The organism is Nostoc sp. PCC 9305 (assembly GCF_963920915.1).
In the GTDB taxonomy this organism is placed as follows: domain Bacteria; phylum Cyanobacteriota; class Cyanobacteriia; order Cyanobacteriales; family Nostocaceae; genus Nostoc.
On the sequence record NZ_CAWUDN010000004.1, the window covers coordinates 149,699 to 164,753 of the forward strand.

Below are 15,055 nucleotides of genomic sequence, written 5' to 3' on the forward strand. Positions count from 1 at the left end.
TAAGTACTAAAACATTAATTCTTGTATGGTTTTAACTACTGTGTTCGCTAATAACCACGGATGATAGATTTACAGTCCATGCGTCGGCAAAATAGCCCGTCGTAGACATCGCCTACTTTGCCGACGTTGATTTCTGCTTGCTAAATAAATTTTCTTAGCCAAAAATCCTGACTGCGATATTCACATAACTTAATCAATGATTAGTGATTAAACTTAATCAATTAATTATCATAAATTAGTCTAATCAAATATCAAAGATTATTTAAAACAAAATCGTATACTAAATAAATGTTCTCTATGCCCAACAAAAACTGTAAGTTCCACGTTTTTGCTGAGTATACTATATATCTTGTGTATTTGAAAGTTCAACGACTAATAAATTATCTCAAAATCGTCAGTTTTCAGTCTTGACCTCACACTTATACGACCTAAATAAATTTAGTTGCTCTGTCTCAAAGCATAAGGGTATTTATTCTTTCCCTCTGTCTCTTGGGCAACAGACTTCTACTCAAAAGACGACAAAAATATAGACCTGTACACGGAATTTTGTCTAATGACACCGGATACGCTAATGACCCCAGAAAAAATTTTTCTGGATGGAAAAACTTTTATTCCTGCCGAACAATTACCGATCCCGGAGTGGCCTTGTGTTGTAGCGGAAAGATCGCAACCGACACTGACGGTTAAAGATGATGATTTATTTTTTGTGACAGATACTATCGGGAATATTTCTGGCTGTTCCCTCAATGATGGTAATCCCAGTATGGGACTGTTTTGTTGTGATACGAGATTTCTCAATCGCCTGGAGTTACAAATTGAAGGGCGATCGCCTGTACTCTTAAGTAGTACTGCTGAGAAAGGTTTTTCACTCTCAGTTTTGTGTACTACCCCCAGAATCGACGATCGCTTGAAAGCCGAGACTATCGGAATTCGCCGAGAAATCGTGCTGAATGGGGCACTATTTGAAGAAATAGAAGTATCTAACTACAGCACAACCACTGTCAATTTTGAACTAAGTATCAGCTTTGATGCGGATTTTGTAGATTTATTTGAAGTCCGGGGCTATGACAGAGAAAAACGAGGTCGGCTTTTACGCCTAGTAGAACCGACGACTGAGGAAGGAACATTTGCTCACGTCGATGGCGTTGCACCAGTACCTAAAGAGCCATCTGCCTCTAGGGAAGAATCCTTAACACTCGCCTATCAAGGTCTGGATGGCTCAGTGATGGAATCCCGGATTCTATTCCAACATCGGCAACCAGACTATTTCAAGGGTTACACTGCGGTTTGGCAGCTTGAGTTGGCTTCTCATGAAACTCAAAAGCTGGGCTACCGAGTGAATATGTTGAGAAACAACCAGTCTAGTTCAACCGTGAGCGCCGCCACCACCTTAGGACAGGCGAAAGCTGCTGAGTGGATGGAGGAGCAACACTGGGTACAACAAATTACCCGCATTAGCTCAGATAAGAGTACCTTCAATCGAGTGATTGAGCGGGCTGAACAAGATATGTATTTGTTGCGCCAGTCTTTTGGTAAGCATAAGACTGTTTCCGCTGGAGTGCCTTGGTTTTCGACATTATTTGGGCGAGATTCGTTGATTACAGCTTCTCAAAGCCTGATGTTAAACTCGCAAATCGCCAAGGAAACTCTGATATTACTGGCGACATACCAAGGTAAAATCGATGACGAATGGCGCGAAGAAGAACCGGGTAAGATTTTGCACGAGTTACGTTTGGGAGAAATGGCTCGTTGTCAAGAAATTCCCCATACACCTTACTACGGTACTGTTGATGCCACTCCCTTGTGGCTACTGCTCTATGCCGAACACTATGCTTGGACTCACGATGGAGAACTCCTAGAGCAACTTTGGCCCAATGCTCTAGCGGCAATGGATTGGATCGATCGCAATATCAAACAAACCAGTTACCTCAGCTACTTCCGTACATCGAAACGCGGTCTTGCTAACCAAGGTTGGAAAGACTCTGGCGACTGTATTGTAGACCGCAAGGGAGAATTAGCCAACGGCCCAATTGCCCTCTGTGAGGTGCAAGCTTACGTCTATGCTGCAAAAATACGCTTATCAGAAATAGCTAGGATGAAGAAGCGGCTTGATTTGGCAGATCGTTGGCAAGAAGAGGCGAGAAATCTTAAGCTTCGTTTTAATCAAGATTTTTGGGTGGAAGACCAAGATTTCTGCGCTCTGGCTTTGGATGGAGAAGGCAAGCCAGTAGACAGTATTACCTCAAATCCTGGCCATTGTCTGCAATTGGGACTCTTCACAGACGAAAAAGCTCGCAGTGTAGCAGAACGGTTGCGGGCACCAGATATGTTTAATGGTTGGGGTATTCGGACTCTAAGTAGTTTGTCACCCGCTTATAATCCAATGGGTTATCACATTGGTTCGGTTTGGCCCCATGATAACGCTCTGATTGCAATGGGATTGCGATCGCTCGGTCTTATCGATCAAGCCTTAGAAATATTCCAAGGTTTATTCGATATGACTGAGCAACAACCCTATCAACGTCCTCCAGAACTTTTTTGCGGCTACGAACGAAACGGTGATAATGCTCCTGTGCAGTATCCAGTTGCTTGCACTCCCCAAGCTTGGGCTACGGGTAGTGTTTTCCAACTACTGCAAATGATGGTCAACTTGGTGCCTGACGCTCAAAATAATTGCTTGCGAATAATCGACCCCGCTTTGCCAGAATCGATTAATCGCCTGTCATTTCATAATTTGCGAGTCGGCCCCACCATTCTTGATTTAGAATTCGAGCGTTCTGGGACTACGACTGCTTGTCGCGTTGCGAAAAAACGAGGCAATTTACGGGTAGTTATTGAAGCTTAGAAAGAGAGTAGGGAGTAGGGAATTAATTTACTACTCCCTATTTTATGGTTGATGCGATCGCGTGACAGTATAACAGCATAAATTGTGATTGTGCTGGATACCCGTAAGTGAAAAATCTTGAGATATGTAGAACTATTAATGTAATTGTGCCAAAGCTCTAGAAACTGATCCTTCAAAGTTGTCGCACTCATTAACTAGCCTCATGACAACTCTGGCAAAGTAGTCTATGTCGATCAGGTTCATCTCAGCATTGTGCATGATTGAGAAAACGTGCTGCCCGTCAAGTTCTTCTATGCACCAAAATCCAAGCTTGAAGCCAGCATTTTGCTTCAGGAGAGAAGTAGACATCCATCCAGGAACGTTATCTATACTTGCAAACTTGACACCGCTAGGACACGAGAACTCTAAAGTTGTGTTATGACGAATGATGAACAGCGTTTGCGTTGTTCCAGAATGCATCGTGAACCTAAGAATAGTTCTTAGATCATTGAGGTCTGAAATGTTCCACCCAAGACTATTACAGTATTTCCGAATAGTTGACTGATAATTACTGCCTGAAAATAGATCAAGGTCGATAGCCATAATTTAAGTTACTCCTGTACAGCTATCTTTAGAATTCCCTCATACGAGTAAAGACTAACACACTTTGCTTACTATTTAGGGGATTAAAAAATTACGTCTGAATATCTTATAAATGTTGATACATAAGAATTACAGGAATTTGTTTTTATATTACGCAGAAGCTTTTACGTGCAGTTTTTATTTGTAGATTATACAATTTGTTTACGTGTTAATACTGTTATAGCGTCAAAATAAGAGGTGACAGTGAGCATCCAGCAGTTATTAGGTGTTTAGCAAGTTGTTATGAAACTACTTGACAGTACTGAATTGCCTTGTTGAACTGCTGACTGCGGCCACAGCATTGAAAACTACCCCCCAGTAGCTTCGCTGAGTGCTTCACGAATTATCTCATCACTGACACCATGCCGTTTCAAGCTGGCAATCAATGTAGAAACAGTATCACCTTCAAGTCGCTCAAGATCAGTTTTCACGCTCAATGTAGACGACGTATAAAACATTTCATCGTCTGTCCAAGCCAATCACAACATCTCGCTCCTCATCATTGCGGCTTGCATCAACCGCCACTAGAAACGGATCGAAGATTATTAATGAGACTTTCTTTCATTAGTTGAAATTTTAGTGTAGACTATTTTTTAAAAGTTATTGAATAAGATTCTCAATAGAAAGTAGATGTAAAATGACAACTTCTACAAGTCCTCTGTCGGTAGAGCAAGACCTTACTGACTCGCCTTGGTGGGCTGGTAACGCCAGACTCACCAGCTTATCAGGCAAATTACTAGGCGCTCACGTCGCTCATTCTGGTCTAATCGTTTTCTGGGCAGGAGCTATGACTTTATTTGAGCTAGCCCACTTTAATCCAGCAGAACCGATGTACTCGCAAGGCTTAATTTTGCTACCTCATCTAGCTACTGAAGGTTGGGGTGTTGGCGCAAATGGTGCAGTCGTGGATACTTATCCCTACTTTGTAATTGGAGCTTTACATCTAATTTCTTCAGCCTTTTTGGGTTTCGGAGGAATCTTTCATTCCCTGCGTGGCCCGGAAAAATTGGAAGGTAGAGTTCCTTTCTTTGGCTACGACTGGTCAGACACGGGTAAAATGACCACAATCCTTGGTATACATCTAGTTTTACTAGGTTGTGGTGCATTCTTGTTAGTCGCCAAAGCAATGTACTTTGGGGGTTTGTACGACCCAAATGTTGAAAATGTGCGGGTAATTGCAAATCCAACATTAAACCCGGCCGTCATTTTTGGTTATCTGTTTGGCGCAATTGGTAAGTTTTGGATTGCTGGCGTTGACAACCTAGAAGACGTGGTTGGCGGACACATTTGGGTTGGTGCGATATTGATTTTCGGTGGACTTTTCCACATTGTGACAAAGCCCTTTACCTGGACGCATCCACTATTTGTTTGGTCTGGAGAAGCTTACCTTTCTTACAGTCTGGGCGCTTTGGCACTGATGGGCTTTATTGCAACTCTCTTTGTATCAGTAAACACCACTGTATATCCTGAAGTTTTTTATGGGCCGGCGCTCGTGGTTAGACAGAATATCGTGCCGTACTTTTCATCACCTGACCCTGACCTTGTAACTGCCCGGACTTGGTTAGCTAATGCCCATTTTTGGTTAGCTTTCTTCTTTCTCCAAGGTCATATCTGGCACGCCTTGCGGGCGCGTGGGTTCGATTTTCGCAAAGGTAGGGTGAGTCAGGAGGCGGTAATTCCGCAACCAATTAGCTAAATTCACTTTAATGCAATAAGTTTGCAATTGTCTGGAAGCAGAAGCTCAACAATATTGCTAAATATTCTCAAGGAGTTTTGGAAATGACAGCAGTAATTGAAGATAGCCCATATAAGCAACAAATACCTGATGTTGGTTGGTGGGCTGGTAACTTTCGTCTCACTAATTTATCGGGAAAATTACTAGGCGCTCATATTGCCCATTCTGCATTGATTTTGTTATGGGCTGGAGGGATGACGCTGTTTGAATTGTCGCGCTTCAATCCTAATGTGCCAATGTATGAGCAAGGGTTAATCATACTGCCTCATCTAGCAACTCTAGGTTTGGGTGTCGGTGCTGGTGGGCAAGTTATTAGCACCTATCCCTACTTTGTAATCAGCGTTTTACATCTGATACCTTCAGTAATTCTGGCTGCTGGTGGTATTTACCACTCTCTGCTGGGGCCAGAAGTGTTACAAGATAATCCCACTTGGGCTGGATTTTTTGGCTATGACTGGAAAGATAAAGACAAGATGACAACCATCTTGGGCATTCACCTAACACTTTTAGGTTTGGGTGCTTTGGCTTTAGTTGCTAAGGCGGTGTTTTGGGGTGGACTGTTTGATCCTTGGGTAGCTGGCGGTGGAGATGTTAGGGTAATCAATCATCCGACACTTAACCCATTCCGCATTTTTGGCTACCTATTTGGGGCTTGGGGTTCAGAGGGATTGGCTGCTGTTGATAACTTGGAAGATGTTGTTGGCGGTCACATCTGGGTTGGTTTGATGTTAATTGGCGGTGGTATTTTCCACATCTTGACTAAGCCATTTGCTTGGGCACGCCGAGTTTTGATTTACTCAGGGGAAGCGTATTTATCTTACAGCATTGGTGCTGTAGCATACATGGGCTTTTTAGCAGCATATTTTGCATCAGTCAATAACACTGTCTATCCCGAAGTTTTTTATGGCCCAGTTAGAGCTATAGAAACTTCTGCTGGTATAGTTTCTGCTCGTGGTTGGTTGGTAACTTTCCATTTTGTCCTAGCGCTCATATTTCTGTTAGGTCACATTTGGCACGCTCTCCGCGCTCGTGCGATCGCAGGCGGATTTGATTTTAAAAATGGTGATATGGTTCAGCCTCCACGTGTAGAGCGCCAAACGAGTAATCAAGTAACCGTAGTCAATTCTTCCGATTTGACGCTGAAGTTTCTCAAATACTTGCCAATTTACCGCCCCGGTATATCTGCTTTGTGGCGGGGATTAGAAATTGGCATGGCTCATGGTTACTGGCTAGTTGGCCCCTTTGCTACGTTAGGTTCATTAGGTTTATTACGCAATTCTAATGTGGGCAGCTTGGTTGGTTTACTAGCCACAGGCAGTTTGATTATCATCCTGACAATTGGTTTTTCGCTTTATGGCACTACTAGCTACGAAAGACAACAGGAAATCTATTCACGATCGGTTGCGGTTGCAACAGTTGCCAAAGTGCCACAGAGCATCAATACTGTCGCCGAATGGAGTCAATTTACTGAGGGCTTCTTGATTGGTGGAATTGGTGGAGCAATCTTCGCTTATCTGCTATTGACTAGTGTTGCTTTATTCGGTGCGATCGCAATTAACTCGATTTAGTATCCATGATGTAAAGACGTAGAATGCTACGTCTTTACAGTAAAGTATCTAGTGAAATTAAGTACTGATTAAATCAGTATTTATATCAATAAACCCACCTAGTGAGAAATGCATATATACGGTAATCCCAATGTCAACAAGTTAATAATTAGATTGCTTAGGCAATGACATATTGATTTATGTCTACCTACTGACTTAGTTATTTTAGTTTCGCTCAACAACAGCTAAATAATATTTCATGCCTGCGGTTAAAAGCATTTGACTGCGGGCATTTTATTTCTAATCTTTAGGAGGATGACTTATGCTGGCTACAATTTTTTGTGCTTCATTTGCTTGGGCCACTTTGATTTTCTTTGTTTTGAGTATCTGGTTTACTTTAAAACAAGGGATAAATTATTTAAAAAAGCTACATGAAATTCCTTGTCATGCTTGTGAATATTTCACTAATGACTATCGCCTTAAGTGTACTGTACATCCAATGAAAGCTTGTTCTGAGGAAGCCTTTGGCTGTCTCGACTTTCAACCTCAAACTTCTTTCTGTAATGCTTGTCAAAAGGGTGCGCGAAAGCTTTGTTAAAATTTTCCAATTAGATAATTTCTAATCCCTAATACTCTAAATACTTATGAACCGACAACCTGATTTACTATCCGAACTATGTGATTTTCTATATCCTCGTAGTCCATATTATGGGCAATTTAAACCAGAGTATCTAGTATTTAATGCTAGTCTTCAAGATTTTTCTCAACGGGTAAACTACATTTGCAGCCTCCAAACTAGTGGTAAACTTTCTCCAGAAGAGGCTTACAAACAAATTCACATCCTCTGGAGACAGTTGAAAAGTGCTAAAAAAGAGTTGGAAATTCGCTAAATAGAATGAAAATTGTATCCGCCTGCGATCGCGAGTATTTTAACAAAATGCAAAAAAGCTACATTGACTGATTGATATGGGAATAAATTTCTACTAAAAAAATTAAGGATGTAAAAACAACAATCATTTACACCCAAATTGCTAAAAGACGCGATTAATCGCGTCTCTACTTTTTTATGCTTCTTCGGAATTATCTCTTTTATGTCCTGGGGATGCTTCGTAAAGTGCATCGAGATGTTGACGCGCATCTTCAACGTTAATTGAACGCATTACCAAAAGTGGCTCTTTAATTAAGTTGCCAGCGCTATCTAATAACTCTGGATGGGGTACAAACTGTTTCTTTGACGAATAATAACCATAGTTTCCTTGGTTATTTATTGGCGAGGAGTTCGTCGGGTAAGTTCGCTCCCGATCGAAACTGAACATAATCAGGTTACGGATTAAGTTGCCAACAGCTATAAATGCAAGGATTGTAAAAGCAAGAATGTAAAGCAGATGTAACATTGAATTTTCCTCCAGAACAGCAATTTTTAAAACTTTATTTTGTAACGCTTTTTTTCGCCGATACTGTACTCACAGTTAAGACGAGTATTCTACGCACTTTTCAGGCGCTTACATTTATATGAAGCTATTTGTCAACCGTTATTCCACTTACGGTAGCATAGGATACATTATTTTGCTAATCCAGTTAATGTTAAGAAATTGTTAAGAGTTTTCTACTATCTTTTTAACGACTGATTTACCATCTTGCGTAGACGCTTCCTTGGCTAGTTTTGAGACATCGCTAAGTAGTCTGCCGAAACTTTGCGCTTAGACTTCACGTCCTTGACGAAAGCGAATTGCGACATTCCAGCATTCTGTCACTAATTCATGCCAAGGCATTAACGTTGCCATATCAATTCCGACTTGTTTATCAGTTGCATTAAATAGCATCTTCGCCGTATTTAGTTCATCTTGCGCTTGTTTGACCCGCAAGAGCAAGTCAGATTGCTCTTGGTGACTCATAAATGATAATTCCTCAGTTTCGAGTAAATGGCGCGATCGCGTAAACCAATGCTGAAAATCTTCCAGCAGCGGATCTAAAACCGTTTTCAGCAACTCTGTCCCTGGTAAATTTGAGTCTGACATAAATGAGAGAGATATTTCAAACTTGCTTACTAATATTAACGTTATTTACCTTTCTTAATACTTTTTGGGTTTCTCTCATAATTTCGTGATGTGAAATTTTGTAACAAAGGGCACAAAATTTATTATATAGTCTTGATATCTGGTTTGTACAGTGCCTTTGGAGAGGTAACTATAGGTATATATGACACCGAGTTGCAATTCATAAGATAATTTAGCGAGCGCGGGCAATCCTGAATTTGACACTCAGGTAACAAATCAAAAATTTATCTTTATTTTTGGATTGAAGAAGAATTCAGGAGTCAAAATTCAGGACTCAGAATCAAACCGCTATGCGGAGTCATTAGTTATTAGTCATTAGTTATTTGTAACGGACAAATGACAACGGACAAATGACTACTTAACCAAAGTCGTTATAGTTGAATAAGCCTACAGATTCAGATAAATCAACTTTTGTAATCACTTCGCCAACGGTTCAGCAGCCAATGTCGCCAAATTCATCAAATCAGTCACAACAGTCAGAACAAGTTGAAAAAATTTATTTACCGCGTACCAGCGAATCGGAGAACTTAAAAAAGATTCGCCACACTGCTTCCCATGTAATGGCAATGGCGGTACAAAAGCTGTTTCCCAAGGCACAAGTTACAATCGGCCCTTGGATTGAAAACGGTTTTTACTATGACTTCGACAACCCAGAACCATTTAGCGAAAACGATCTCAAAGCCATCAAGAAAGAGATGGCGAAGATTATCAATCGCAAACTGGCAGTAATTCGGGAAGAAGTCAGCCGCGAAGAAGCCGAACGCCGGATTCAGGAAATTAAGGAACCTTACAAGCTAGAAATTTTAGCAGATATCAAAAATGAACCCATCACGATTTACCACCTGGGGAATGAATGGTGGGATTTGTGCGCGGGGCCTCATCTGGAAAATCTCAGTGAATTAAACCCGAAAGCAATTGAACTAGAAAGCGTTGCTGGCGCTTATTGGCGTGGGGATGAAACTAAAGCCCAACTACAACGCATCTACGCCACCGCCTGGGAAAGCCCAGAACAACTCACTGAATATAAGCGACGCAAAGAAGAAGCGCTACGGCGAGATCACCGGAAACTGGGTAAGGAACTAGGATTATTTATATTTTCTGACCAAGTAGGGCCGGGTTTACCTTTATGGACACCCAAAGGTACTTTGTTGCGGAGTACTTTAGAAGACTTCCTCAAGCAAGAACAAATCAAACGTGGCTACCAGCAGGTTGTCACCCCTCATATTGGCAGAGTGGATTTATTTAAAACCTCTGGACACTGGCAGAAATATAAAGACGATCTGTTCCCGATGATGGCAGAAAATGAGGAAGCTGCTGCCCAGGAACAAGGCTTTGTTCTCAAAGCTATGAATTGCCCTTTTCATATCCAAATATATAAAAGTGAGTTGCGTTCCTATCGGGAACTACCGATGCGGCTAGCAGAATTTGGTACTGTTTACCGCTACGAACAATCAGGGGAATTGGGTGGTTTAACACGGGTGCGGGGTTTCACTCAAGATGATGCCCACATATTTGTCACCCCAGAACAGTTAGACAACGAATTCCTCAAGGTAGTGGATTTGATCTTGTCAGTGATTAAGACTTTGCAATTGGGGAATTTCAAAGCACGACTGAGTTTCCGCGATCCAGCTAGTGATAAGTATATCGGTTCTGATGAAGCTTGGAATCAGGCTGAGAATGCTATTCGCCGGGCTGTTGAAACCTTGGGAATGGAACATTTTGAGGGAATTGGAGAAGCAGCTTTCTACGGGCCAAAACTAGATTTTATTGTCAGTGATGCTTTAGAACGGGAGTGGCAATTAGGAACTGTACAAGTAGATTACAATTTGCCAGAACGCTTTGATTTAGAGTACGTTGCCGAAGATGGTGTTCGCAAACGCCCGGTGATGATTCACCGTGCGCCTTTTGGTTCGTTGGAACGGCTAATTGGGATTTTAATTGAAGAATATGCAGGTGATTTCCCTTTGTGGTTAGCGCCAGTGCAAGCTAGATTACTGCCAGTGGGTGATACACAGCTAGATTTTGCTAAAGATGTGGTGGCGAAGATGAGAGCATTGGGCATCCGTGCAGAAGTTGATACCAGTGGCGATCGCTTGGGTAAACAGATTCGCAATGCAGAGAAAGAAAAAATACCCGTGATGGCAGTGGTGGGAGCGAAGGAAGTGGAAACCAACACCTTGAGTATACGTACCCGCGCCTCTGGGGAATTGGGAGTTATCCCTGTAGATGAGGTGGTGGATAAAATGAAGGATGCGATCGCTAAGTTCGAGAATTTCTAAAATCTAACCGCAGACGCACACTAATTATAATTGGTGTGCGTTTTTTTCGTGGATTGGAGCATTAGCTAGCTGGTAGGTTTGAGTAAGGATGCGATCGTAAGGTATTTGATATCAAAGGCTCATTAAGGCATCATGTAAAAATAAGTTGTACAAATTTAATCTGGAACGACTTGTGAGCTTAACTTCCCCATCAAAATTATTCAAATTATTTTTGCAAGGCTCCTAACGGAGTTTAAAGACTCATTTTAATTTTAACTTTTTATGGGATTTGGAAGGTCAGAAAGTATCACAAACAACAAAACTTTTCTCAACCACCGCACCCAAGAAAACTTTTCGAGTTATTCAACACTGTTAGGATTGATTTAAAGACTTGTGGAATCTGCTCTTCCTAAACAGACTGGACTTGCATAAATTACTGTCAATAATTTTTGACTCACATCATGAACCGCTTTACTTCTATTTTGCTCGCCGGCTTGATAGCATCTGCTTCAGCTTTGGCTATTTCTCCAAAAGCTGATGCTAATACACCAACGTATGATGTTGCTCAGTTAGATAGCTACAGCCATCAACGCAACGATGATGGTAACTACGAACGTCACAGTCGCCACTACAGAAATGGTGATTATGACCGCCAGAACGACCTTCGCAACATTCGTGACAATCGCCGTTATGACCGCGATAATAACCGTCGCTATGAGCGCGAGAATAATCGCCGTTATGAGCGCGATAATAATCGCCGTTATGAGCGCGATAATAATCGCCGTTATGAGCGCGATAATAACCGTCGCTATGAGCGCGATAACAATCGCCGTTATGAGCGTGATAATAACCGTCGCTATGAGCGCGATAATAACCTTCGCAACATTTATGACAATAACCGTCGCTATGAGCGCGATCGCAACTGGGGTCGTGATTAATTCCTTTGCCCATTTATTAAGCTTAGTTCCAGGTGAACTGAGTATTAATTCTACCTGGTAGTAGGACAAACACAATCTCTTTTTCCACTCATTCTAATATCTGACTTTTTACTATTATCTAGAAAACCTCGCTTCCATTCCCTAGTAAGAAAACTTGCTGAGGGTTTAGGTTTAGCATTAGTTTTTCTATATGACGTGAAAGGTCAGATTTTTATTTCAGTTATTTCGCAGCATTTAAAGGCAGTAATGGCTCTTATTTCCAAAATTGGAAATCTAGTTTCCACTCATGACGATGCACCAAACCTTTGTAAATCAGGAAGTTATTCTCAGTGCTGGCGCGTTGGATTCACCTAAAGTGCTGATGCTGTCTGGAATTGTAATGCAGAACATCTGCGATCGCTAGATATTCCTGTAGTCGTTGATTTGGCTGGTGTCGGCGTAGATGCAGAGCGGCTTGTGGTCAGACATCGCTCTGCCTAAATTTATCTGTTTTAAGCTGCGATCGCAATATATTTAATATCAAAGACTCATTAATGGAGTTCAGAGGCTCATTAATGGAGCTAAAATACTCATTAATGGAGTTCAAAGACTCATTAATGGAGTTCAGAGGCTCATTAATGGAGTTCAGAGGCTCATTAATGGAGTTCAAAGGCTCATTAATGGAGTTCAAAGACTCATTAATGGAGTTCAAAGACTCATTAATGGAGCTAAAATACTCATTTTAATTAAATCAAAAATTTTCCCTCAGACTATAAGTCTCTTTCTCAATTACGAATTACGAATTACGAATTACGAATTACGAATTAATATCACGACCTTGGCCGCAACAATTGCACAAAGGTATCACTCACAGTATGGTCTTTGGTATCGGCGGCGTATTGAACTAATTTTTCCTTCAGTTCTTTGGCAGCATCTAACGGGAGTAAAGTTGCTAGCAAAAAGTAGACACCACGAAAACGAGGGTCGTCCATGTGGTCAATGAGACGGTTTTTAGCTTCCTCACTCTCGCCGAGAAAGTTCTGCACCAAAAAGAAATCCATAATCTTATCGTGGCGAAAGTACCATTCTCTCTTGGCTTCGCCTTTTTCGTCTTGCCACTGACGGCTGACAACCATTTTATATTTATCGTCTTCCAATGACTGTAATACCTGGTAAAATTCATCCGCAGGTAACGCTTGCTCATCCTTCAGCCGCATTTGATAGACAGCATCGGAAAATTTTTTCAGGGGAAATTCCTGGTTCCACTCTTGCAAATATTCTGCTGCCATCAATTGATATTGATGTTGTTGCAAGTGAAACAAATCGGGGTATTCGCCTTGGGATAGCATCAGGGCTACCACAGTTAAATCCATTGGGTTAGAGAGAACCTTCTCAATGGCGCTTAATTCTTGTGGTGATTGCTGATTACTGAGGGCTTTGGTTAAAAAACTAGCAGTGGCTTGCTCATAATCAGTACCTTGAACTTTGGCATTTTTGGGCAGTCGTGGCTGACGGGAAATCAGAAATTGCTGAATTTGCGGTTCCTCAAGGGGCAGCAATTTATATATTTTGGCTGTTGAGGGTGGTGTCCACTCTAGGGGTTGGGTGGTCATGATGATGTTACCCCGGAAATAGCTTTCGGCAAACTGACAGATTTTTGCCCTAGTGTCGGCGGTAACTTCATTGAGTCCGTCAATGCAAATATCTAATGCGCCACTGTAAATTAAGTTCTTGAGAAAATCAGCATCTTGTGCTTGTCCGTGCAGCTTGGCTTGAATTGCCTCAATTACCCCTTTGTCACATTTGTGTGCAGGTAGATAAACCACAAGCCGCCCAGAAGTTTTTACCAAATAGCGCAGATACATTGACTTACCCAAGCCAGAATCACCTTCCAAAATGACTTGTCCTTTGATGTTAGGTAGCACTTGAGTAATTGGTACGGGTTCCTCGACACCAGGAACTTTCACTTTAGAATTTGGGAAGTAAGCTTCGGGGTTAAAATTATCCAACCCGGCATCGGCTAGTAGGGAAGGCTTGAAGGGTTCAAATAACTTTTCGCGGAAAAAGGGAACCCAGGTGAGAATTAAGCCGACGTAGCCGACACCGAGAATGCGCCTCACCCAAGGGTTCCAGAAGAAGATGGCTTGAACTTGGGGAAATTTGGGATAAGCGAAGATGAGGGCAAGCCAAAAGGCAGCATGAATCAAAATAGTTGTTCTGGCGTTGAACAACCACTGCCAAGTTTTGAGGTTAACTATTACTGATTGCAGCGAATCAGCTTCGTTGTAGCGGGCGTTTTTGAGGTTGTTGTAATGAGTTTCTAAAATAACAATATCTTGCGGTTTCCAATGGACTTTTCTCGCAACCACAGCAATTTGCTTTGCTAAGTCTTCGCGTAATCGTGGAAAACCTTGGCTAGGTTCCCAGGCTTGGGCAAAGATTTTGAGAGTTTTATCACCGCGATCGTGGCTTAATGAAACAGGAATTTTTTTCGTCTCAGGAAAACCCAGCCATGTAAGCAGTGTTTTGACTTCATCTGTGCCGCCACTCAGAAAATATGTCAAAAATCGCCACTGTGCAAATTCTGATTGACCTGCGTAATAGATGCTATCCAGAATTACAACAATATTATTCAGGTTGAGTTGTTGTATCTTTCCCAATGGCGATGCTGCATAGGAACGAACAGAGGGGTCAACGGTTTTATCCTTGAGGATGTCGATGATGTCTTTGACGTAGGGTTTGACTGCCTCCCCCAGATTTCCCAATGCCTCTGCTGCACCGGAACGATCATAGGGGTTAACGGTTTTATTCTTGAGGAAATCGAGAATGTCTTTGACGTAGGGTTTGGCTGCCTCTCCCAGATTTCCCAATGCCGATGCTGCACTGGAACGAACATTTGAGTCAACTGTTTTATCCTTGAGGATGTCAGCGATGTCTTTGACGTAGGGTTTGGCAGACTCTCCCAAATTTTCCAATGCCGATGCTGCACGGGAACGAACATAAGGGTTAACGGTTTTATCCTTGAGGAAATCGAGAATGTCTTTGACGTAGGGTTTGGCTGCCTCTCCCAGATTT

11 protein-coding genes and 2 pseudogenes are annotated in these 15,055 nt (G+C 41.9%); 8 read left to right on the top strand and 5 right to left on the bottom strand.

Annotation, left to right across the window (positions count from 1 at the left end; all coding sequences use genetic code 11):
- Positions 1-553 precede the first annotated feature (553 nt).
- A complete protein-coding gene (locus ACM0OX_RS03000) occupies positions 554-2,845 on the top strand; it encodes a glycogen debranching N-terminal domain-containing protein (RefSeq protein WP_414512954.1) in 2,292 nt (763 codons plus the stop codon).
- 135 nt (positions 2,846-2,980) lie between these two features.
- Here the strand turns inward: ACM0OX_RS03000 and ACM0OX_RS03005 are convergent, their stop codons facing one another.
- Both ACM0OX_RS03005 and ACM0OX_RS03010 read right to left on the bottom strand, forming a co-directional pair.
- The gene (locus tag ACM0OX_RS03005) at positions 2,981-3,304 is read right to left on the bottom strand and encodes a hypothetical protein (RefSeq protein ID WP_414512955.1); all 324 of its coding nucleotides are present in this window, start codon (positions 3,302-3,304) and stop codon (positions 2,981-2,983) included.
- A gap of 470 nt (positions 3,305-3,774) precedes the next feature.
- Positions 3,775-3,897: pseudogene (locus ACM0OX_RS03010) on the bottom strand (hypothetical protein); the annotation flags it as partial.
- A 206-nt stretch (positions 3,898-4,103) separates the two neighbouring features.
- Between ACM0OX_RS03010 and ACM0OX_RS03015 the strand changes: the two are divergent.
- The 4 genes from ACM0OX_RS03015 to ACM0OX_RS03030 all read left to right on the top strand — a co-directional run bounded on the left by ACM0OX_RS03015 (position 4,104) and on the right by ACM0OX_RS03030 (position 7,638).
- Entirely contained in the window at positions 4,104-5,162 is a 1,059-nt protein-coding gene (locus ACM0OX_RS03015) for a chlorophyll a/b binding light-harvesting protein (RefSeq protein WP_414512957.1), read from the top strand.
- Between the two features lie 83 nt (positions 5,163-5,245).
- Positions 5,246-6,769, top strand: a complete 1,524-nt coding sequence (locus ACM0OX_RS03020) for a chlorophyll a/b binding light-harvesting protein (RefSeq protein WP_414512958.1) — start codon at positions 5,246-5,248, stop codon at positions 6,767-6,769.
- A 301-nt stretch (positions 6,770-7,070) separates the two neighbouring features.
- A complete protein-coding gene (locus tag ACM0OX_RS03025) occupies positions 7,071-7,346 on the top strand; it encodes a hypothetical protein (protein WP_414512960.1) in 276 nt (91 codons plus the stop codon).
- A gap of 46 nt (positions 7,347-7,392) precedes the next feature.
- Positions 7,393-7,638, top strand: coding sequence for a hypothetical protein (locus tag ACM0OX_RS03030; RefSeq protein WP_414512962.1), 246 nt, complete (start codon positions 7,393-7,395; stop codon positions 7,636-7,638).
- Between the two features lie 174 nt (positions 7,639-7,812).
- On the opposite strand, the gene ACM0OX_RS03035 is transcribed toward ACM0OX_RS03030, so the two are convergent.
- Together ACM0OX_RS03035 and ACM0OX_RS03040 are read right to left on the bottom strand one after the other, a co-directional pair.
- The gene (locus ACM0OX_RS03035; RefSeq protein WP_414512964.1) at positions 7,813-8,142 is read right to left on the bottom strand and encodes a DUF2973 domain-containing protein; all 330 of its coding nucleotides are present in this window, start codon (positions 8,140-8,142) and stop codon (positions 7,813-7,815) included.
- A 306-nt stretch (positions 8,143-8,448) separates the two neighbouring features.
- Entirely contained in the window at positions 8,449-8,766 is a 318-nt protein-coding gene (locus tag ACM0OX_RS03040; RefSeq protein ID WP_414512966.1) for a DUF2605 domain-containing protein, read from the bottom strand.
- A gap of 482 nt (positions 8,767-9,248) precedes the next feature.
- Here ACM0OX_RS03040 and thrS point away from each other — a divergent pair, with 482 nt between their 5' ends.
- The 3 genes from thrS to ACM0OX_RS03055 all read left to right on the top strand — a co-directional run bounded on the left by thrS (position 9,249) and on the right by ACM0OX_RS03055 (position 12,404).
- Positions 9,249-11,084 carry a threonine--tRNA ligase gene (gene thrS, locus ACM0OX_RS03045; protein ID WP_414512968.1) on the top strand — a complete coding sequence of 612 codons (1,836 nt, stop codon included), beginning with the start codon at positions 9,249-9,251 and terminating at the stop codon, positions 11,082-11,084.
- Positions 11,085-11,524: 440 nt separating this feature from the next.
- Entirely contained in the window at positions 11,525-12,001 is a 477-nt protein-coding gene (locus tag ACM0OX_RS03050) for a hypothetical protein (RefSeq protein ID WP_414512970.1), read from the top strand.
- A gap of 292 nt (positions 12,002-12,293) precedes the next feature.
- Positions 12,294-12,404, top strand: coding sequence for a GMC family oxidoreductase N-terminal domain-containing protein (locus ACM0OX_RS03055; RefSeq protein WP_414512972.1), 111 nt, complete (start codon positions 12,294-12,296; stop codon positions 12,402-12,404).
- A gap of 406 nt (positions 12,405-12,810) precedes the next feature.
- On the opposite strand, the pseudogene ACM0OX_RS03060 reads toward ACM0OX_RS03055, so the two are convergent.
- Positions 12,811-15,055, bottom strand: a pseudogene (locus ACM0OX_RS03060) (PBS lyase); the annotation flags it as partial.